Origin of the sequence: Halomonas sp. BL6, from assembly GCF_006228115.1 — a bacterium.
GTDB lineage: Bacteria > Pseudomonadota > Gammaproteobacteria > Pseudomonadales > Halomonadaceae > Vreelandella > Vreelandella piezotolerans.
In genome coordinates, this window is sequence record NZ_VDGL01000002.1 from 111,638 (window position 1) to 130,845 (window position 19,208).

Genomic DNA, 19,208 nt, shown 5'->3' on the forward strand with positions numbered 1-19,208 from the left:
TTCACCTTTTGAGTGTGATTATTGGAGGTGGGCTGGCGGCGTCCGGAAGGGAAGCGAGACTTCCCTTCTCATGTATTGTCATCTGCGCCTTGTTAGGTCAGCGCGTTTTCATGAATCCGTGCGTATTGGGGTTAGGTATTACGTTTAACGCCCGGCAAGACACAGAGCATTTCATACAGCAGCGTGGCCCCCATGAGCGCTGTATTGCCGCTGGGGTCGTAGGGTGGCGACACTTCCACTAGATCGCCACCAACGATATTCAAGCCCGCAGCGCCCCGCACGATTTCCAAGCCTTGGGCAGAGGTCAGCCCGCCCATTTCCACCGTGCCGGTACCGGGGGCGACCGAAGGGTCCAGACCATCGATGTCGAAACTGATGTACACCGGGGTATCGCCCATTTGCTCACGCACTTCGGCCATCAGTGGGGCCAGCGAGCGATGCCAGCACTCTTCGGCGGGCACTACGCGGAAACCCTGCTCCCGGCACCAGTCGAAATCTTCGGGGGCGTAGCCGGTGCCGCGTAGGCCGATCTGCACGACTTTGCCATGAGCCAGCAAGCCTTCTTCCTGGGCACGACGGAACGGCGTGCCGTGCGCAATGGGCTCGCCAAACATGTGCTCATTCACATCCGCGTGGGCATCGATATGAATCAGCCCCACCGGGCCGTGTCTTTTCGCCATAGAACGCAAGATTGGTAGCGTCAGCGTATGCTCGCCGCCCAGCGTCAGCGGAATGCAGCCGTGCTTCAGTACGTCATCGTAAAAAGCGGTGATGATGTCGACACTTTTCGGTAGATGAAAGGTGTTGATGGGCACATCACCGATATCGGCAACCTGAAGGTGCTCGAACGGCGCAGCGCCTGTTGCCATGTTATAAGGACGCAACATGCGCGACTCGTCACGAATCTGGCGGGGTCCTAGGCGCGTACCGGGGCGGTTCGATGTACCGATATCCATGGGAATGCCGATAAACGCTGCATCCAGCCCTTCGGCACTCTCTTGTGTGGGCAGGCGCATCATGGTGGCAGGGCCTGCAAAGCGCGGCATGGTGTTGCCGCCCAGCGGCTGATTGAATTCCGACATCGTTCTCTCCTTGGATTTATTGTGGCTAGCCTGACGGCCTAGCGATTTATCTAGCTCATACACAGGTACTGCACAGACCATGCCAAGTTACCCGCGCTGATAAATAGGTAGGTTTCTTGCTTTATCGATGCAAAAATGAATCGATTAGCCGATGAAACGATGCAAAAATGAATCAACGAGTCATCTTTGCATCACTCTGTTCATCCAACGCTATAAAAGCGGCGGCGGTAGATAAGGAGGGACGCATGAGTGAAATCGACAGGCGCGTACTGCAAACCATTGTGGAAACCGCGAATGACCACTTTTTTATTGTCAGTGGCGACGGTCAAATCTTGGATATAAGCCCAGGTGCCGAGGCGGTGTACGGCGTCTCGCGGGAAGAGCTGCTCTCCAGCAGCGTTCAACAGCTGCAGGCGGCCGGCGTTTTGAAACCTTCCATCACCCTGGAAGTGATGCGCACCCGCCAGCCCGCTCAGCTAATGCAAATCACCGGCACGGGTCGCCGCGTCATCGCAGAAGCCTACCCCGTGTTCGTCAACGGCAAGCTGGAGCGCATTGTCAGCCGCTCACGGGATTTGACCGACCTTCAGCTGCTGCAGGACGAATACGCCCTGCTGCAAAAACGCTTTAGTGAGCACTTGAAACGCAGCCAGGCCGCCCCCGATGCCGAAGAGCAAGCGCTGGATGCTGCGCTGGACCACCTTCAGGTCAGAAGCCATGTGATGCGGGAAATCGCCCTGTTGCTCAAGCGCGTGGCACCATCGGATGCCAATGTACTGATGCTGGGGGAGTCCGGTGTGGGCAAGACAGCCTTTGCCAAGCAGCTACACCGCTGGAGCGCGCGCCATCGAGGCCCTTTCATCGAGGTCAACTGCGCATCAATTCCCGACAACCTGTTTGAGTCGGAGATGTTCGGCTACCAGCCCGGCGCGTTTAGCGGTGCAGCACGGCAAGGCAAAGCGGGGCTGCTGGAACAGGCCGAAGGGGGCACGCTGTTTCTGGATGAAATCGGCGAGCTGCCGTTGTTAATGCAAACCAAGCTGTTGAAAGTCATCCAGGATGGCAGCCTGACGCGCCTTGGGGATACGCGCTCCCGCCGGGTCGATTTTCGCTTGGTGGTCGCGACCAATCAGGATTTGGGCAAGCAGGTGGAAGCGGGGCGTTTCCGCCTCGACCTTTACTACCGCCTCAACGTCATCCCGGTCACCCTGCCACCGCTGCGCGACCGACGTGAGGATATTCCCGACTTGGTGGAAGCATGCTTACAACGGCTAAACCAGCGCTATGGGCGGCAGAAAATTCTCGGTAATCACGTATGGTCGACCCTCATGGGCAGCGACTGGCCGGGTAATGTCAGGGAGCTGGAAAACTGGCTGGAGAGAGCCTGGCTTTCAAGCCCCACCGATCAAATTGAAGTGCCTGCAACGCAGGCCTATACCGAACAGCATACCCACCGCTTGGCGAATGTATCTGCTTCACCTATCGCGGCACCGCTCGCCTCAGGCGAAAGCTTGAAAGAGTACCTAGAGCGGTTAGAGCGGGACGCGCTACGAACGTTGTGTCACACGCTGCCCAGCACCTACGCCATCGCCAAGCGGCTGGGTATCAGCCAGTCCAGCGTCGTACGCCGGTTGCAGCGTTACGGCATTAACATCTCTCGTTGATGCTTAGCCCCATACGTCACACCCCTGCCACACGAGCGTCATTCAACCGCAACACCTCCATCACATGATTGACCTATAAGCCCACGGCCAATCTTGGAGGTGCTATGTCACAACAGCCGCAAATACGCCTTCAAAGCGTCTCCAAGCACTGGGGCGCGACCACGGCAGTCAACGACATTTCCTTCGACATTCAGCCTGGGCAGTTCGTCATCCTGCTGGGGCCGTCAGGCTGTGGAAAATCCACCACGCTGCGCATGATCGCAGGTTTGGAAGAAGCCAGCAGAGGGGAGATTCATATTGGTGAGCGCGATGTGACACGCCTGCCACCTGGCGACCGTGGGCTGAGCATGGTGTTTCAGTCCTATGCGCTATTTCCGCATTTGAGCGTGGCCGACAACATCGTCTTTGGCCTGCGCAGCCGGAAGGTAGCGAAGGCAGAACGGCAGCAGCGCCTGGCCCAGGTGGCCGAGCTGGTGGACCTGACGGATTACCTGCACCGCAAACCGGCCCAGCTTTCCGGCGGCCAGCGTCAGCGGGTGGCGCTGGCGCGAGCGATTATCTCAGAGCACCCCATCTGTTTGATGGATGAGCCGCTGTCCAACCTCGATGCGCGGCTGCGCAGCGATATGCGCAGGGAGATCAAAGCCCTGCAATCACGACTCGATATGACGGTGGTTTACGTCACTCACGATCAGGTGGAGGCCATGAGTATGGGAGACCGTGTGATCTTGATGCAACAGGGACATATCGTGCAGGACGGCACACCCGACGAACTTTATAACCAGCCCGCCAGTGCGTTTGCCGCCAGCTTTATTGGCAGCCCAGCCATGAACCTTTTGCCTCTAGTGCAAGGTGACCAGGGGGCCGTTATCGAGGGCGAACCCTCGACTCCAGTGGCTCCCATGGAGGCCGCCGGGGGGCAGCTGGGCGTGCGCCCTGAAGATATCGAACTGCGCCCAGCATCCGAGGCAGGCATTCCGGCCCAGGTACTCAGTGATGAGTACTTAGGTGCCGACACGATTGCCCATGTCGCCGTCAGCAATCACACCGTGCGCGTTCGCCTTAGCGGTAAGCAAGCGCTCTCGGGTAAGCCCTGCAAACTCTACTGGACGCCAGATAGCGCCCATTTGTTTGATCAACAGGGTCTGCGTCAGCAAGCGTTAGCGCCTCTTGCCTTACCCGCTTCGCATCGAAGCGTACCGCGCCCGCCCGCCGTGGGCTCTTTCCAACACTGACCGCTCTCATCCTGACAACATCACAAACACTTGTGGAGTCTCTCATGCGTTCTCAGTTCTCTTTTGCAATGACAGCCATCGCCGCAGCACTGTTAGGTGCCGGTCACGCCAGCGCTAACAGTGTCGACTTGACGATGTACTACCCTGTTTCCGTAGGTGGCGCACTGACCGAGGTCGTTGACAACTTGGTGGACGAGTTCGAAAGCGAACACCCGGATATCAACGTAGAAGCCATCTACGCAGGCAACTACGACGACACTCGCGTGCGCGCCATGTCTGCCATGGAGGCAGGGGATACGCCTCAGCTCTCGGTGCTGTTCTCCATCGACCTGTACGAGCTGATCGAGCAGAACGCCATCGTGGCCTTTGATGACCTCATCGACACCGAGGAAGAGCAAGCGTGGCTGGATGGCTTCTACCCCGGCCTGATGGAGAACGGTCAGTTGGATGGCAAGACCTACGGCATTCCCTTCCAGCGCTCCACCATCGTGCTGTTCTGGAACAAGGACGCCTTTGCAGCCGCTGGCCTGGACCCGGAAACGCCGCCGGAAAACTGGGAAGAGATGGCCGAGATGGCGGCTGCCGTGCGCGAAGCCTCGAACGGAGAACAATGGGGCGTGATGGTACCGTCCACCGGCTACCCCTACTGGATGTTCCAGGCGTTCGCCTTCCAGAACGGCCATCGCCTGATGAACGACGATGGCACCGAGGTCTATTTTGACGACCCGGCCGCCATCGAAGCTCTCGAATACTGGGTGTCGCTGGCTACCGAGCACGACGCCATGCCCAGCGGCACCATCGAGTGGGGCACCCTGCGCCAGAACTTCCTAGAGCAGTCCACCGCCATGATGTGGCACACGACGGGTAACCTGACCGCCGTGCGCAACGAGGCCAATTTCGAATTTGGCGTCGCCATGCTGCCCATGAAGACCCAGCGCGGCAGCCCCACCGGTGGCGGCAACTTCTACATCTTCGAGGATGCCAGTGAAGAGGAGCAACGCGCGGCGATGACCTTCATCCGCTGGATGACCGCCCCCGAGCGTGCCGCCGCATGGTCGATCGAGACCGGCTACATGGGCGTTAGCCCCGCCGCTTACGAAACCGACGCGCTACAACGCTATGTGGCAGAGTTCCCACCCGCAGCGGTCGCCCGTGACCAGCTGGAACACGGCACGGCGGAGCTTTCCACTTACCAAGGTGGCCGCATTCGCCGCGCCTTGGATAACGCTGTACAAGCGGCGCTGACCGGACAGATGTCGCCAGAAGAAGCACTTAACCAAGCACAACAAGAAGCCGACAGCGTGTTGCGCCGCTACGCACGCTAATCGTCAGACATATGACTGTTCGCCGGGGCATGCCCCGGCTTTTCCAACGTCTGGTACTGCTCTATGTCATTCAACGACCACCGCAAAATGCAGCTCTATGGCGCGCTTCTGCTGCTACCCGCTGCGGTGCTGCTGACAACGTTTGCCTATTTGCCGACCGTTTCTACGGTCATTAACAGCCTTTTCTTACCCGGCTTCCGCGGTGCGCCCCCTGAATTCGTGGGCATCGAGAACTATCAGGTGCTGTTCGATGACCCAACGTTTTGGCAGGTAGCCCGCAATAATCTGGTCTATGCACTGGGTACCATTCCCACCTCTATTGCGCTGGCCTTGGGCATGGCGCTATTCGTCAACGGCAAACTGCCGGGGCGCGGTTTTGTACGTATGGCCTATTTCACGCCCACCATTCTACCCATGATCGCCGCGGCCAATATCTGGATGTTTTTTTATGCGCCGCAGATTGGGCTGTTCAACAGTGTGCTCGGTGCGCTGGGATTTTCCGGCGTTAACTGGCTAGGCGATCCAAGCGTTGCGTTAAGCTCGGTCATCGTCATGTCGGTGTGGAAAGAAGCCGGCTTTTTTATGATTTTCTATCTCGCGGCGCTGCAGAGCATCCCACCCGAGTTAAAAGAGGCTGCCGACCTTGAAGGGACGAACCGTTGGAGCTTTTTCTGGCGGGTCACCTTTCCGCTACTGATGCCCACCACGCTGTTCGTGCTGATCAACGCGCTGATCAATGCAGTGCGGGTGGTCGACCACCTGTTCATTCTGACCAAGGGCGGGCCCAATAACGCCACCAACCTGCTGCTCTATTACGTCTACGAGAACGCGTTCTCCTTCTTCGACCGCACCATGGCGGCCACCATCACCGTGGTCATTCTGCTGGTACTGGCGGTGGTGGCCACGCTGAAGTTCACGATCCTGGACCGCAGGACGCACTACCAATGAGTACCTTCTCTTTTCCGGTGTCGCCACGGCGCACCCTGGCGCTGCCCCGCCTGGAAACCCTGGCGGCCTGGCTGCTGGCCGTGATCTGGATCTTTCCGCTGCTTTACGCGGTGTGGGCCGCGATTCACCCGCCCGCCTACATGGTACGTTTCGACCTGCTGGCGCCTTTGACGCTGGACAACTTCACGAACGCCTGGGCCCAGGCCCCCTTTGCGCGTTACTACCTGAACACCTTCGCGCTGGTGACCGGCGTGGTACTGGCCCAGTTCGTGGTCTGCACGCTGGCCGCCTTTGCCTTTGCCCGCTTTCCGATCCCCGGCAAGCACCTGCTGTTCATGCTGGTGCTGATTCAGCTGTTCGTGTTTCCCGAAGTGCTGATCGTCGAGAACTACCGTATCGCCAGCGAGCTGGGGCTGATCAATACCATCACCGGCATTGGCCTGCCCTACGTGGCCAGCGCCTTCGGCATTTTCCTGCTGCGTCAGACCTTCAAGACCATCCCCCGAGAGCTGGAGGACGCCGCCCGTATCGAGGGGTGTGGCTGGCTGGAAATCCTGTGGAAGGTCTACGTACCGCTGGCCAAGCCCACCTATCTGGCCTACGGGCTGGTGTCGATCAGCCACCACTGGAACAACTTCCTGTGGCCGCTGGTGGTGACCAACTCCGTGGAAAGCCGCCCGCTGACGGTGGGATTGGGCGTGTTCTCCGCGCCAGAAACCGGCGTCAACTGGGCCACCGTCAGCGCTGCCACACTGCTGAGTATTGCGCCGCTGCTGGTGGCTTTTCTGCTGTTCCAGCGCCAGTTCTTGCAATCGTTTTTACGGGCGGGGATTCGCTAACCCAACTCACTCGAGTTTTCGTGCGACAATTCTCCTTCACGCACACGACAAGGAGAGCAGCGATGCACGGCGACCCGGCAGCCCTCAAGGTACTGCAAGACGTCTTTGGCTTTGAGCGCTTTCGTGGCCCGCAGCAGGCCATCATCGAGCACGTGACGGGCGGCGGAGACGCGCTGGTGCTGATGCCCACCGGCGGCGGTAAATCGCTGTGTTATCAGGTTCCGGCGCTGCTGCGTGAAGGCACTGCCATCGTGGTCTCGCCGCTCATCGCGCTGATGCAGGACCAGGTGGCCGCGCTGATTCAGAACGGGGTGCGCGCCGCCTATCTCAACTCCAGCCTTGAGATGCATGAGGCGATGGAGGTGGAGAACCGCCTGCGCGCAGGCGAGCTGGACCTGCTCTACGTCGCGCCCGAGCGGCTGGCCACGGCGCGCATGCAGATGCTGCTGGAGCAGACGCGCATTGCGCTGTTCGCCATCGACGAGGCCCACTGCGTTTCCCAATGGGGGCACGATTTCCGCCCCGAGTATCGCCAGCTCTCCCATCTGCACCAGCGTTTTCCTGACGTGCCGCGCATCGCGCTCACCGCCACCGCCGACGTGCCTACCCGGCACGACATCATGGAGCATCTTCAGCTTCAGGAAGCCGCGCTCTACAACAACGGCTTCGACCGCCCCAATATTCGCTACCACATCGCTGAAAATCAGGGCAATGCCAAAGAGCAGCTGCTGAGTTTCATCCGCGAGCATCACGACGGCGAGGCGGGCATCGTCTACTGCCTCTCCCGCCGTAAGGTGGAAGAGACCGCCGCCTGGCTGGCCCGCCAGGGACTCACCGCGCTGCCCTACCACGCCGGACTGTCAGCCGAGCAGCGCCAGCAGCACCAAACCCGCTTTCTGCGCGAAGATGGCGTGGTGATCGTCGCCACCATTGCCTTCGGCATGGGCATCGACAAACCCGACGTACGCTTCGTGGCGCACCTCAACCTGCCCAAAAGCATCGAAGCCTACTACCAGGAGACCGGCCGCGCCGGACGCGACGGGCTGCCCGCCGATGCTTGGATGGCCTACGGCCTTCAGGACGTGATCACCCTGCGCCAGATGCAGCAGGACTCCAGTGCCGCCGACCAGCAAAAGCGCATCGAGCAACAGAAGCTCGATGCCATGCTGGGGCTCTGCGAGATCATCAGCTGCCGTCGTCAGGCGCTGCTCCACTACTTTGGCGATTCGCTAGATGAACCCTGCGGCAACTGCGACAACTGCCTCACCCCGCCTGACACCTGGGAGGCCACCGTGGCCGCGCAGAAGGCGCTGTCGTGTGTCTACCGCACCGAACAGCGCTTTGGCGTCACTTATCTGGTGGATGTGCTGCTCGGCAAGCGCAACGAGCGTATTGGCCGCTTTGGCCACGACAGCCTGAGCACCTTCGGCATCGGCCAGGAGCTCACCGCCAGCGAGTGGAAAGCGCTGTTTCGTCAGCTGATCGCCAGCGGCTATCTAAGCGTGGACATGGAGGGCCATGGCGCGATCAAGCTCACCGCCAACGCCAGGCCCATACTGCGCGGTGAGCAACGTCTCACCCTGCGCAAACCCAGCAAGCCCGCGCGGCGCGGTGCCAAAGGGGCGTCTGCCGCCAAGGGCCACGGCGTACTGTGGGAAGCGCTGCGCCAGCATCGCAAAGCGCTTGCCGATGCCCAGGGCGTACCCGCCTACGTGATCTTCAACGACGCCACCCTGGCCGAGCTGGTAGCACAAAAACCGCAAACGCTGCAGGCACTGGGCGCCATCTCAGGCATCGGCGCACGCAAGCTGGCCGATTACGGCGAAGGATTTCTTGCAGTGGTATTGGCGCACCCCAATGAGCCGGAAACGCCCACTGACATTGGCAATAGCGCCATGGAATCCGCCACGCTGCTGCGCCAGGGGTTCACCCCCGAACAAGTCGCCGAGCAGCGCGGGCTGGCCGCCAACACGGTCTACCGCCATTTGAGCGATGCCATTCAAGGCGGCGAACTGGCCCTGGAAGAGGTGGTCAGCCTGGACCCGGCGACCCTGGCGCAGATTCACGCCGCCTTCGAACAGTTTCCAGGCCAGGGGCTGAAAGTGGTGTTCGAAGCGCTGGAAGGCCGTATCGATTACTCGGTTCTGCACTGCGTGCGGGCATCTCTGGCCGCCAAGGGTTAGCGCCATCCCCGCAGATGCTCGCCCCGAGCAATCGCCGCTGAGTCGAACACGCCGGTATCCAACACCCAGGCGGTGACCAGTGACGCGGGCGTCACGTCAAACGCCGGGTTCCACACCGGCGCCTCAGAGGGCGCCCACTCCACCTCCCCAAACGCCCCTGCAACACCGCGCACTTCCGCGCCATCGCGCTGCTCGATGGGAATCGCCGCGCCGGTCGCGCAGGCGGGGTCGACCGTGGTGTAAGGGGCCACCACGTAGAACGGTACCTGATGGTAGTGTGCCGCCACCGCCAGCATGTAAGTGCCCACTTTGTTGGCAAAGTCGCCGTTGGCGCAGATGCGATCCGCCCCGACCATCACTTTATCCACCTTGCCCGCTGCCATTAGGCTGGCCGCCATGCTGTCGGTGATCAACTGGTAGGGAATGCCCAGGTCCGCCATTTCCCAGGCGGTCAAGCGGCCGCCCTGCAGCAGCGGGCGGGTCTCATCCACGTAGACATGCAGATCGATGCCGCGCTGTTTGGCGATGGCCAGCGCGCCAATTGCGGTACCTACGCCCGCCGTGGCCAGCGCGCCGGTGTTGCAGTGGGTTAGCACGCGGTCGCCGGAGGCCAGCAGGTCGGCGCCCCGCTCGGCCATGCGTTGGCACAGGGCACGGTCCTCTTCGAACAGCGCTTTGGCACGCTCGGCCAGGGCGTCCGCGCCCTGGGCAAAACAGGCTTCCATGGCATCCAGGCAGTACATTAGGTTCACCGCCGTCGGGCGCGTTGCCCGTAAGCGGTCGCTCACTAACTGCCAATCGCTTTGCGGATGGCGCGCCGCGTACTGGGCCAATACGAAGGCGGCGCTCAAGCCGATCAGCGGCGCCCCGCGAATGGCAAGGCGTTTGACCGCGTGCTGCCACGCCTCGGGAGAGTCGCAGCGCACCCACTCTTCGGCCTGGGGGAGCCGAGTCTGATCCAAATACTCGAGCGCGTCGGCATACACCCGTAAACTGCGTGACTGTAAATTGACCATGAAGGGCTCCTTGAGGTCTTGAACCGGAGAACGCGGCGCGCGGCTTATCAGGCGCGAAGCTTATCATATAGAATGGCCGCCACTAGACGAGGCGATGCTGACCCGATGAACACCTTACACACCGAACTGCTGGACGCCATCTCCTGGGCGGCGCAGCAAGGCTGGACGCCCGCCACCGGCGGCAACTTTTCCGCGCGTACCGAGACGGGCTATATAGTCACCGCCTCCGGGCGGGATAAAACCCGACTCCAGCCGGACGATCTGCTGCACTGCGACTTTGATGGCAATGTACGCTCCGGCGATGGCAAGCCAAGTGCAGAAAGCGACTTGCATGCAGCGCTTTATCGCTATGAACCGACGATTGCTTGTGTGCTGCACGTTCATACCGTGGCCAGCACCGTGCTGTCGCGGCGCTTTCCCGACGGCATCGAACTGAGCGGCTTCGAGATGCAAAAGGCGCTGACAGGTAATGAGACCCACGAAGCCACTATTCGCTTGCCGGTCGTACCTAATGAACAAGATATGGTTGAGTTGGCTAGACATGTACGACTCGGCTGGCCGATGCCCTGGGGCTTTTTGGTCGAGGGCCACGGTATTTACGCCGTCGGCGATAGTATCGCCAGTTGCCGCCGTCACCTGGAAGCGATTGAATTCTTACTTGCCTGTGTACTGGAAGAGAGCCGGTGGTCCTAATGAGTCAACCAACCGTTCGCGCCATCGTGACCGATATCGAAGGCACCACTACCGATATCAATTTCGTCCATAACGTGTTGTTCCCCTACGCCTACGCCAAGCTGCCCGACTTTCTGCGCGAGAACGCAGAGGCCCTGGCGGTGGCCGAGCAGATCCATGCCGTGCGTGATGTCATGAAGGACGCCAACGCCTCGCTGGAAGCGGTAATCGCCACGCTGCTGCACTGGATCGACACCGACCAAAAAGTGACGCCGCTGAAAGCCCTTCAGGGCATGGTGTGGGCCGACGGCTACCAGCGCGGCGACTTCACCGGCCATTTATACGCGGATGTCGCGCCAGCCCTGCGCCAGTGGCAGGCGGAAGGCAAGGCGCTGTATGTGTACTCGTCAGGCTCGGTGCAGGCGCAGAAATTGCTGTTTGGCTATAGCGATGAGGGCGATTTGACCCCGCTCTTCAGCGGCTATTTCGACACCCATATTGGCCATAAGCGTGAGGCCGCGGCCTATCAGCGCATTGTCGAGGCGCTCGATCTACCTGCAGAGTCGGTACTGTTCCTGTCGGATGTGGTCGAAGAGCTGGACGCGGCCCAGCAGGCGGGCATGCAAACGCTACAGCTGGTGCGTGAAGGTACCCAGGCGGGCACCCGCCACCCGTGCGTCACCCGTTTCGACGAGATCCCCCTGTAACGTTTCTGTCTCGTCACTTTCAAGGAGAGCTTACGATGTCGCAACTCAAAGTATTTGCCGATAACAATCCCCATGATGCCCTCATCGACACCACCGACGGCGAACGGATTACCGCTGAGCTAAACCAGGTAGGCGTACTGTTCGAGCGCTGGGCAACCCCAGGCGAGATTGCCGACGATGCCACCCAGGAAGAGATTCTGGCGCTCTACCAGGAGGACATCGACCGGGTCAAAGCCAAGGGCGGCTACCAAACCGTCGACGTGCTGCACATGGTGCCCACCCACCCGGATAAAGACGCGATGCGCCAGAAATTCCTGAACGAGCACCGCCACCACGAAGACGAAGTGCGCTTCTTCGTCAAAGGCCAGGGGCTGTTCTGCCTGCACATCAAGGATAAGGTCTACCAAGTGCTTTGCACCCGCAACGACCTGATCAGCGTACCCGCCAACACCCCACACTGGTTCGATATGGGGCCAGAACCGGAATTCACCGCGTTGCGCTTCTTCGACAACGTGGAAGGCTGGGTGCCCCACTGGACCGAAAGCGACATCGCCGGGAAGTTCGATCGTTTGGATCAGCTTTAACGGTTAAATAGTGAATGGTCAGTCGTGAATAGTAGGAGGCCGCGTTAGCGTTTGTGCACTAACGCGGCCTCTTTTGTTGTGCGCTTACAACACCGCTTTCTGGTTAAACGTTTTGGCCAGCTCTGCCAGTGCGTTGAGATCACAGTAGGCTTCCGGCTCCATGATCAGCGTTTGCCCCATCAACACGTTGCGCGCTTCCAACTCGGCGCGTAAGCCAGTGTCTTCGATCTCTTCGAAGTCGGCGTTGTGGGCCAGCGAGAGCACGCGGCGGTGCATTTCGATGCCGCAGTAGGCCAGGGCATCTTCACGAATCTCATCCAGCAGCGCATCGCAGGCGTCGTCGGCGCTGTTACCCTGATCTTCGAACAGCGCTTTGGGAAATAGAATCCCGGTGCGCTCGGTTTGCCAGAGATGGCGAAACGTCTCGTCGAAGCGGTTAAAGCACTCGGTGATCACTTCTAAAATCCACGCTTGGTAGGCGTCTAGCTCGGCTTCCGCACGGTGAGCGGGCTGGCTAAAGTAGGCCATGAAGAAGTTCGCCACCGCCATGCCCAGGTCGAACGCCATAGGGCCGTACTGGGAAAACTCGGGGTCGATGACGCGCACGCTGGTGTCGGTGGCCATGATGGAGCCGGAGTGCAGGTCGCCGTGGAGCATGGTTTCGGTGTTCGAGGTGAACTTCATCAACAGCCGCTGCACCTTGGCCTTCAGGCGGGCGTTGCGGCGCAGCTCATCCACCACGGGCGATAGCTCCGGCGTATGGCGGTTCATCTCCGCGCCGTAGTAGGGGTCGGTGAACACCAACGATTCGGTGATCGCGGGAATCGCAACATTTCCAGAGAACAGCCCCACGTCGGCTTTCTTGTCCGGGCTCGCCATGGAGAGCTCCGAGCCGCGAAACGCCGTGCGCGCACAGAATTCACCCAACGTAGCGCCCAGCTTCTCTACCCGTTCGCCGCTGATCAGCTTGCGCCGCAAAATCACGTGCGGATGCAGATACTCCATCACGATCAGCGCCTGGGGCTTGTCGAAGTAGTACACCTCGGGCGCCACGCCGGGCGCCCGCGCGGCTTGGCGCACCAGGGCAAAGTACTCGTAGTGGGCGCGATAGAGCGGCAGCGGCCAGCTCTCGCCCACCATGCGCACGTAGGGCAGCGCCTGCTTGACCACCACGCTACCGATGCTGCCGGTGACGATGAATACCAGGTTGAGGTTGCCGTCGCCCACCTCACGGATGCGCCACTCGGCAGGATCTCCCCCCACGCGGCTAGCGACGGCCTCCACCTCCCCTAGCCGCTGCCCCAGGGTCTCCACTGCTAGCGCTCGATACGTCTGCTCGTTTGCCACCGCTGCTTCCTCGCACAAAATGAAGTCGTGTTTGTCATACCCCGTTAGCGTTGTCAATTCGCTGCCGGAGACACGGTCAACCCCGTCGATGGGCGCGGCGGTGGTTGCGAAGACGGTTGCGGAGACAGTTGCAAAGAAATGTTAAACAGGAAACCGCTCAATGGACAACTTTTGTACTAGTTTTATAGTGAATACCTGACCAATCCCATCAGGTACTCCATCATGAAAAACAATGGCACCGTGACCCAGGTGGAACATCCTCTCCGTGACGATGATGTGCTGATTTCCAAAACCGACAACAGCAGCTACATCGCCTACGCCAATCATCGATTCGTCGAGATCAGCGGCTTCGAGTACGACGAGTTGGTGGGCTCGCCCCATAACATGGTGCGCCATCCAGACATGCCGTCGCCCGTGTTCGCCGATATGTGGAGCGATCTGAAAGCGGGTCAGTACTGGAGCGGCCTGGTCAAAAACCGGCGTAAGAACGGCGACCACTACTGGGTACGCGCCAACGTCGTGCCCATTCGGGAAAACGACAAAGTGACCGGATTCGTCTCGATCCGTGTCAAACCCTCCCAGGCTGACGTCGAGAATGCCGAGCACATCTACCGCGATATGCGTGAGAATCAGGGACGCTTTACGATCAAGCATGGCGAAGTCATGGCCCGCAACCCGCTAAAACGGCTAGCGAGCGCCACCTGGTGGGCGCCTCGGCTGGCCAACGTATCGGGCGTGCTGTACACCTTGGCCGCCACCGGCATGCTGATGCTAGCCAGCACCTGGTGGCTGGGCGGCCAAGTTGCCAACGGCGTGCTCGCCCCGCTGCTCGCCATGGTGTTGGCCACGGGTTTACTGTTGAGCCTTCATCAGTGGCGTCAGGCGCGCCGACTCCGGCGCTTTCTACACAAGGCCAACGACTTCGCGCTGCAAATCGCGGCGGGGGATCTCAACGCGCAGGTGCCCTCGGTCGGCCATGTCGCCATGGATAACACGCTCGCCACCATGAATTTCATGCGCCGCTCGCTCGAAGCGCTGATTGGCGATGTGGACCAGCGTATTGCCCAGGTCATGCCCTCGGTGGAAGCGCTGACCCACCACAACCAAGCCATGGGCCATCGTGTGGATCAGCAGGCCTCCGCCGTGCAGCAAACCGCCGCCAGTGCAGAGCAAATCGCCTCGACCGTTCGGCAAAGCTCGGACAACGCCCAGCTTGCCAGCCAGGCCTCGGTGGGTAACGTCAGCGAAGTCGATAACGCGGTGGCGATTATGCATGAGCTGGCCGAAGCGATGAACGGCATCACCGCGACGTCTCAAGACATGGCGGGCATCGTCAAAACGATCGATCACATTGCTTTCCAAACCAACATCTTGGCGCTGAATGCGTCGGTGGAAGCGGCGCGCGCCGGTGAGCATGGCCGTGGCTTTGCGGTGGTAGCCGAAGAGGTACGCCGCCTGGCACGCCAGTCTGCGGAAGCCGCCCATCAGGTACAAACGCTGATCGAGACCGCGCGTCAGCGCATCGAAGCCGGGCAGCATAAAGCCGGCTCGGCGGGCGATGCCATGGGACGCATTCGCCAGGCCAGCCATAACGTCAACGACTTGATGGAGGAGATTCGTGCGGCCGCTCGGGAGCAGAGTGAGGGCATCGCGCAGATCAGTCAGGCCATTTCCCAGATCGACCGAGGCACCCAGGAGAGCGCCGCCAGCATGGATGCGTATCTAAACGCCGTCGACGTGCTCTCTCGCGAGGTCAACTACCTGGCCCACAGCGCCCACGCGTTCATGCCGGTCACGAACACTCAGGCATCCGCCCCTGTGCTGCCACGAACCAGCAACAACGTTTACCAGCTTCCCATGGCTAAAGAAGCCCCCGCATTCCCTAGAGCGCAAGCGGTATGACCCCGCGCCGCGGGTGGCGCATGCCACCCGCGGCTATGTCCCCTGCAGAGCAAAAGGGACTGAAAGAACCGTCTGGATGCCCATGCCATTGGCTATTGAATGGATATGCTTAAGCCATCGCCGCTAAGCGCATCCGGTGAACTGATCATCACCACGCGGTTACGCCCTTGTCGCTTGGCCTCGTAAAGCGCCTGGTCGGCGGCCCTGAATAGCTGAGAGGCGTTGACGCCCACAGTGGGCTGCAGCACCGCCCCACCCACGCTAATGGTGACATAATCAGGCGCGACCCGGCCCAGGTGGGGTAGCTGCAGCGCTTCCACCGAGTGGCGCAGCTGCTCGGCTTGATCCAACACCGCTTGATGCGGCTGCCCTTTGCTCAATACGACGAACTCTTCACCGCCAAAGCGCGCCACCACGCAGGCGCTGCTCGCATGGGTAGCTAGCGTGCTGGCGACACTTTTTAGGCAGTGATCGCCCTGCAAATGGCCGTAGTAGTCGTTATAAGCTTTGAAACAGTCGATATCGATCACCATCAGGCCTACCGTGGCACGCTCCTCCACGGCTTGCTGCCAATAGTGGTTGAACAGCGCATCGAACTGGCGGCGGTTGGCTAACTCCGTCAACGGGTCGGTCAACGACAACTTGGACAATTCCGCATTACTGCGCAGCGCATGCCCGGTCCGATGGGTTTCGCGCAGCAACAGCAGGTAGGCTTTACGTTCGCTGGCTTCCAGGCGGTAATTGGCCACCAAGGTGAATACTGCTTTGGCACAGATCGAGAAAATCGCCAGTCTCTTGACCTCGGTGGGCATCGGGTCGTAGCCAATGACGAAGTACACCATAATCGCCACGCTCAACAGCGACGACCCCAGGGCATAGGAAAAGCGCAGTGAATAGAGAATATTCCCAACGACTAAAATAAGGCCAAACGAAAAAATATCGAGATAAGAGTAAGGCGACTTCGACGATACAGAGATCAAGCACGATGCCACCATGCCGACGACGACCGTGCTTGCCATCAATGTTTCGCGTGCGCTTCCCGATACCCCTTGGTGGACTGCCCATAAGATGGGCAGGCCAAACGGTATAACGACGAGTCCTCTGATCAGCACAGAGAGCCAAAACACCTCTGGGCGGAAGCTGTAATCGTTAATGAGAAACAGGCTGTAGATCAGTGCCGCTATCAGGCCCGCCACGACCATATTGCGGTTTCGCTGCGGCTGGGTGTCGCGCTCGAAACGAGCTTCTAGCGCGCGCGAAAAACGCAGATGCCATTTAGGGTGAGATAACTCGTGCTCAATGGTGCTAGCAAAAGAGTCACTGGTCATTCACACCTCGCGAAGAAACTGCGCTTCTCAATCGTGCAGATACGAGAACTTGACATCATGTTGCCAGACGATCATGACAGCCGTCAGCGCTCGCTTAATAGCACTAGTTAATCTATTTTCATGTCCTCTTACAACTATCTAAAAACTGCAATTCAAGAAAGTGGTTTAAATTTTTCTTTTTTTCACAAAGGAGCACACATGACCCGACAAACCGTCTCGTCAGAGCGTGATCTCACCTTTACCATGGGCCGCGAAGAGCTGGTCATTCACCGCCGTTATGAGGTGCTCGGTATCGTCAACGACTTTCTAATCGGCATCTGGTTCGTCATCGGTAGCGTCTGTTTTTTTTACGAGGGTGCAGTACAAACCGCTGGGGTTTGGCTCTTCGTCATTGGCAGCGTGCAACTATTGATACGCCCAGCGATCCGCCTGCATCGCTACGTCTATTTCAAACGTCTGCCCGACGAGCAGCACGATGCCTAACCGCCACTCATGAAGCGCACGCCCTGGGCAGCTAACGGGCTTCTCAGCCGGTCGGGCAAGGGGCTGTCGGTGATGACGGCGTGATAATCTGCCAGGGACCCGGCGGCACAGCGTAGCGGCAGGTCGAATTTGGTCTTGTCCAACACGAGAATGCGGTACGCCGCATGGGCCAGCAGGGCCTCGCGGGCCATCACTTCGTCGTCGTTGTAGTCGTAAAGCTGGCCGTGGCTATCCATACCGCCCACAGAGACAATGCCGACATCTACGCGATAGCGCTGAAAAAAGCGCCACGCGTCACCGCCAATCACATCCTGATCGCGGCGACGCACGCGGCCTCCGGCCACCACCAGCTCACACTCCAGCGCGCATAGCTTGATCAACGCATGCAGGTTATTGGTCATGATCTGCAGCCCCTGCTTATCGTGCAGCGCATCGGCTAGCTGCTCTACCGTCGTACCCGTCCCCAAGAAAAGCGACTGGTGATTGGAAATCAACGACGCCGCCTGCCGCGCAATATGCCGCTTACCCGCCTGATTGACGATTTGGCGCTGGTCGTAGCCCACGTTCTCTTGGTCGGGAAAGGGCATCACTTCGCCGTGACGGCGTAAAATCAGCCCCTGCTCCGCTAACACGCGAATATCCCCACGCAGGGTTTGCACGGAGACGCCAAAATGATGGGCCAGCGCCGCAAGCGTTTGCCGCCTCTCTTCTCGCACGTGCGCTAATACCGCACGCCGCCTCTCTGTCACGTTCATACCGTGCCACCTTTCCTTTTATCGTTTCCATTGGAAAAACGAAAAAACCATTCCCGCTAGCGAAAGCTTTTCGCTATCAAACGAAAGCGTAGTGTCACGATGTTGTAAGCCGATGACAGTAGTGTGGTGACTGTTCACCTACTGGAGGTTTTCTCGATGTTGAAGCGCTCGTTGTGTTCCGCCGTGACTCTCGCAAGCATTGCCCTCTCCACCTCGTCGTTCGCTGATGAGAAGCTGGTGCTCTATACCAGCCAGCCTAATAGCGATGCCCAGCAAACGGTCGATGCTTTCCAAGCCGCCTATCCAGACATCGAAGTGGAGTGGGTGCGCGACGGCACCACCCGCCTGATGACACGGCTGCGCTCGGAGCTGGCGGCCGGTGTCAGCAACCCCGACGTGCTGCTGATTGCCGACAGCATGACCATGACCTCGCTGAAACAAGAGGGCCATTTACAGCCCTACCTCAGCCCCGAGCGCGACGCCTACGACGAAGCGCTTTACGACCCGGAGGGCTACTTCTACGGCACCAAGCTCATCACCACCGGCATCGTGTACAACACCGGCGCCGAGCAGCAGCCAAAGCGCTGGGAAGATCTGACCGGCTCTGAATATGAAGGCCTCGTCACCATGCCTAGTCCGCTGTACTCCGGCGCAGCGCTGATTCATATGGCAGCCATCGCGGAGAATCCAGCGTTAGGACTCGAGTACTACGAAGCGCTTCAAGCCAACCGCACGGAAGCCCAGGGCGGTAACGGCGGCGTGTTCAATGCCGTGGCCGCGGGCACCAAGCCCTACGGCATCGTGGTGGATTTTCTACCCATCCGGGAAGCCGCGAAAGGCTCGCCCGTGGCGTTCGTGTTTCCTGAAGAGGGCGTGAGCGCCGTTACCGAGCCCGTGGCCATCATGCAGGAGGCCGAGAACCTGGACGCCGCTCAAAAATTCGTCGACTTCGTGCTTTCCCAAGAGGGGCAAACACTGGTCAGCCAGCAGGGTTACCTGCCTGCTCACCCGGACGTGACACCGCCTGAGGGCTTCCCTGAGCGGAGCAGCATCGACCTCATGCCGGTGGATATCGAACAGGCACTCGAGCAGGAAGAGACGCTCAAGCAGCGTTTTAGCGATCTGTTCGGCGGCTAAT

The 19,208-nt window shown here is 59.9% G+C and carries 17 protein-coding genes; 12 read left to right on the top strand and 5 right to left on the bottom strand.

Annotated features, from left to right (window positions below; all coding sequences use genetic code 11):
* Positions 1 to 131: 131 nt before the first annotated feature.
* The gene (gene speB, locus FHJ80_RS04065) at positions 132 to 1,082 is read right to left on the bottom strand and encodes an agmatinase (RefSeq protein WP_139525762.1); all 951 of its coding nucleotides are present in this window, start codon (positions 1,080 to 1,082) and stop codon (positions 132 to 134) included.
* A 245-nt stretch (positions 1,083 to 1,327) separates the two neighbouring features.
* Between speB and FHJ80_RS04070 the strand changes: the two genes are divergently transcribed.
* The 6 genes from FHJ80_RS04070 to recQ all read left to right on the top strand — a co-directional run bounded on the left by FHJ80_RS04070 (position 1,328) and on the right by recQ (position 9,276).
* Positions 1,328 to 2,746 carry a sigma-54-dependent Fis family transcriptional regulator gene (locus tag FHJ80_RS04070; protein WP_139525763.1) on the top strand — a complete coding sequence of 473 codons (1,419 nt, stop codon included), beginning with the start codon at positions 1,328 to 1,330 and terminating at the stop codon, positions 2,744 to 2,746.
* Between the two features lie 104 nt (positions 2,747 to 2,850).
* Positions 2,851 to 3,981 (top strand): ABC transporter ATP-binding protein, encoded by a 1,131-nt coding sequence (locus FHJ80_RS04075; protein ID WP_139525764.1) that lies wholly within the window; start codon positions 2,851 to 2,853, stop codon positions 3,979 to 3,981.
* A 44-nt stretch (positions 3,982 to 4,025) separates the two neighbouring features.
* The gene (locus FHJ80_RS04080; protein ID WP_139525765.1) at positions 4,026 to 5,306 is read left to right on the top strand and encodes an ABC transporter substrate-binding protein; all 1,281 of its coding nucleotides are present in this window, start codon (positions 4,026 to 4,028) and stop codon (positions 5,304 to 5,306) included.
* 63 nt (positions 5,307 to 5,369) lie between these two features.
* Positions 5,370 to 6,254: a carbohydrate ABC transporter permease gene (locus tag FHJ80_RS04085; RefSeq protein ID WP_139525766.1), complete on the top strand. Its 885-nt coding sequence runs from the start codon at positions 5,370 to 5,372 to the stop codon at positions 6,252 to 6,254.
* Positions 6,251 to 7,093, top strand: coding sequence for a carbohydrate ABC transporter permease (locus FHJ80_RS04090; protein WP_139525767.1), 843 nt, complete (start codon positions 6,251 to 6,253; stop codon positions 7,091 to 7,093). The genes FHJ80_RS04085 and FHJ80_RS04090 overlap by 4 nt, the downstream gene beginning before the upstream one ends.
* 62 nt (positions 7,094 to 7,155) lie before the next feature.
* Complete coding sequence (recQ, locus tag FHJ80_RS04095) at positions 7,156 to 9,276, top strand: DNA helicase RecQ (protein ID WP_139525768.1); 2,121 nt, start codon at positions 7,156 to 7,158, stop codon at positions 9,274 to 9,276.
* Here recQ and mtnA read toward each other — a convergent pair.
* Positions 9,273 to 10,292 carry an S-methyl-5-thioribose-1-phosphate isomerase gene (mtnA, locus tag FHJ80_RS04100; protein ID WP_139525769.1) on the bottom strand — a complete coding sequence of 340 codons (1,020 nt, stop codon included), beginning with the start codon at positions 10,290 to 10,292 and terminating at the stop codon, positions 9,273 to 9,275. The two genes, recQ and mtnA, sit on opposite strands and share 4 nt — an antisense overlap.
* Before the next feature lie 105 nt (positions 10,293 to 10,397).
* On the opposite strand from mtnA, the gene mtnB reads away from it, so the two are divergent.
* The 3 genes from mtnB to FHJ80_RS04115 are packed head-to-tail and all read left to right on the top strand — an operon-like array spanning position 10,398 to position 12,255.
* A complete protein-coding gene (mtnB, locus tag FHJ80_RS04105; RefSeq protein ID WP_139525770.1) occupies positions 10,398 to 10,985 on the top strand; it encodes a methylthioribulose 1-phosphate dehydratase in 588 nt (195 codons plus the stop codon).
* Positions 10,985 to 11,671, top strand: coding sequence for an acireductone synthase (gene mtnC, locus FHJ80_RS04110; protein ID WP_139525771.1), 687 nt, complete (start codon positions 10,985 to 10,987; stop codon positions 11,669 to 11,671). The genes mtnB and mtnC overlap by 1 nt, the downstream gene beginning before the upstream one ends.
* Before the next feature lie 35 nt (positions 11,672 to 11,706).
* The gene (locus FHJ80_RS04115; protein ID WP_139525772.1) at positions 11,707 to 12,255 is read left to right on the top strand and encodes an acireductone dioxygenase; all 549 of its coding nucleotides are present in this window, start codon (positions 11,707 to 11,709) and stop codon (positions 12,253 to 12,255) included.
* Between the two features lie 84 nt (positions 12,256 to 12,339).
* Here FHJ80_RS04115 and mtnK read toward each other — a convergent pair whose 3' ends face one another.
* A complete protein-coding gene (gene mtnK / locus FHJ80_RS04120) occupies positions 12,340 to 13,602 on the bottom strand; it encodes an S-methyl-5-thioribose kinase (protein WP_139525773.1) in 1,263 nt (420 codons plus the stop codon).
* Positions 13,603 to 13,824: 222 nt separating this feature from the next.
* On the opposite strand from mtnK, the gene FHJ80_RS04125 reads away from it, so the two are divergent.
* Entirely contained in the window at positions 13,825 to 15,504 is a 1,680-nt protein-coding gene (locus FHJ80_RS04125; protein WP_139525774.1) for a PAS domain-containing methyl-accepting chemotaxis protein, read from the top strand.
* A gap of 92 nt (positions 15,505 to 15,596) precedes the next feature.
* On the opposite strand, the gene FHJ80_RS04130 is transcribed toward FHJ80_RS04125, so the two are convergent.
* On the bottom strand, positions 15,597 to 16,832 hold the full coding sequence (locus tag FHJ80_RS04130; RefSeq protein ID WP_139525775.1) for a diguanylate cyclase: 1,236 nt from the start codon (positions 16,830 to 16,832) through the stop codon (positions 15,597 to 15,599).
* Between the two features lie 198 nt (positions 16,833 to 17,030).
* Between FHJ80_RS04130 and FHJ80_RS04135 the strand changes: the two genes are divergently transcribed.
* The gene (locus FHJ80_RS04135; protein ID WP_139525776.1) at positions 17,031 to 17,315 is read left to right on the top strand and encodes a YrhK family protein; all 285 of its coding nucleotides are present in this window, start codon (positions 17,031 to 17,033) and stop codon (positions 17,313 to 17,315) included.
* On the opposite strand, the gene FHJ80_RS04140 is transcribed toward FHJ80_RS04135, so the two are convergent.
* The gene (locus FHJ80_RS04140; RefSeq protein WP_139525777.1) at positions 17,312 to 18,070 is read right to left on the bottom strand and encodes a DeoR/GlpR family DNA-binding transcription regulator; all 759 of its coding nucleotides are present in this window, start codon (positions 18,068 to 18,070) and stop codon (positions 17,312 to 17,314) included. The two genes, FHJ80_RS04135 and FHJ80_RS04140, sit on opposite strands and share 4 nt — an antisense overlap.
* A gap of 156 nt (positions 18,071 to 18,226) precedes the next feature.
* On the opposite strand from FHJ80_RS04140, the gene FHJ80_RS04145 reads away from it, so the two are divergent.
* Positions 18,227 to 19,207, top strand: coding sequence for an ABC transporter substrate-binding protein (locus FHJ80_RS04145; RefSeq protein WP_139525778.1), 981 nt, complete (start codon positions 18,227 to 18,229; stop codon positions 19,205 to 19,207).
* Position 19,208: the final 1 nt, after the last annotated feature.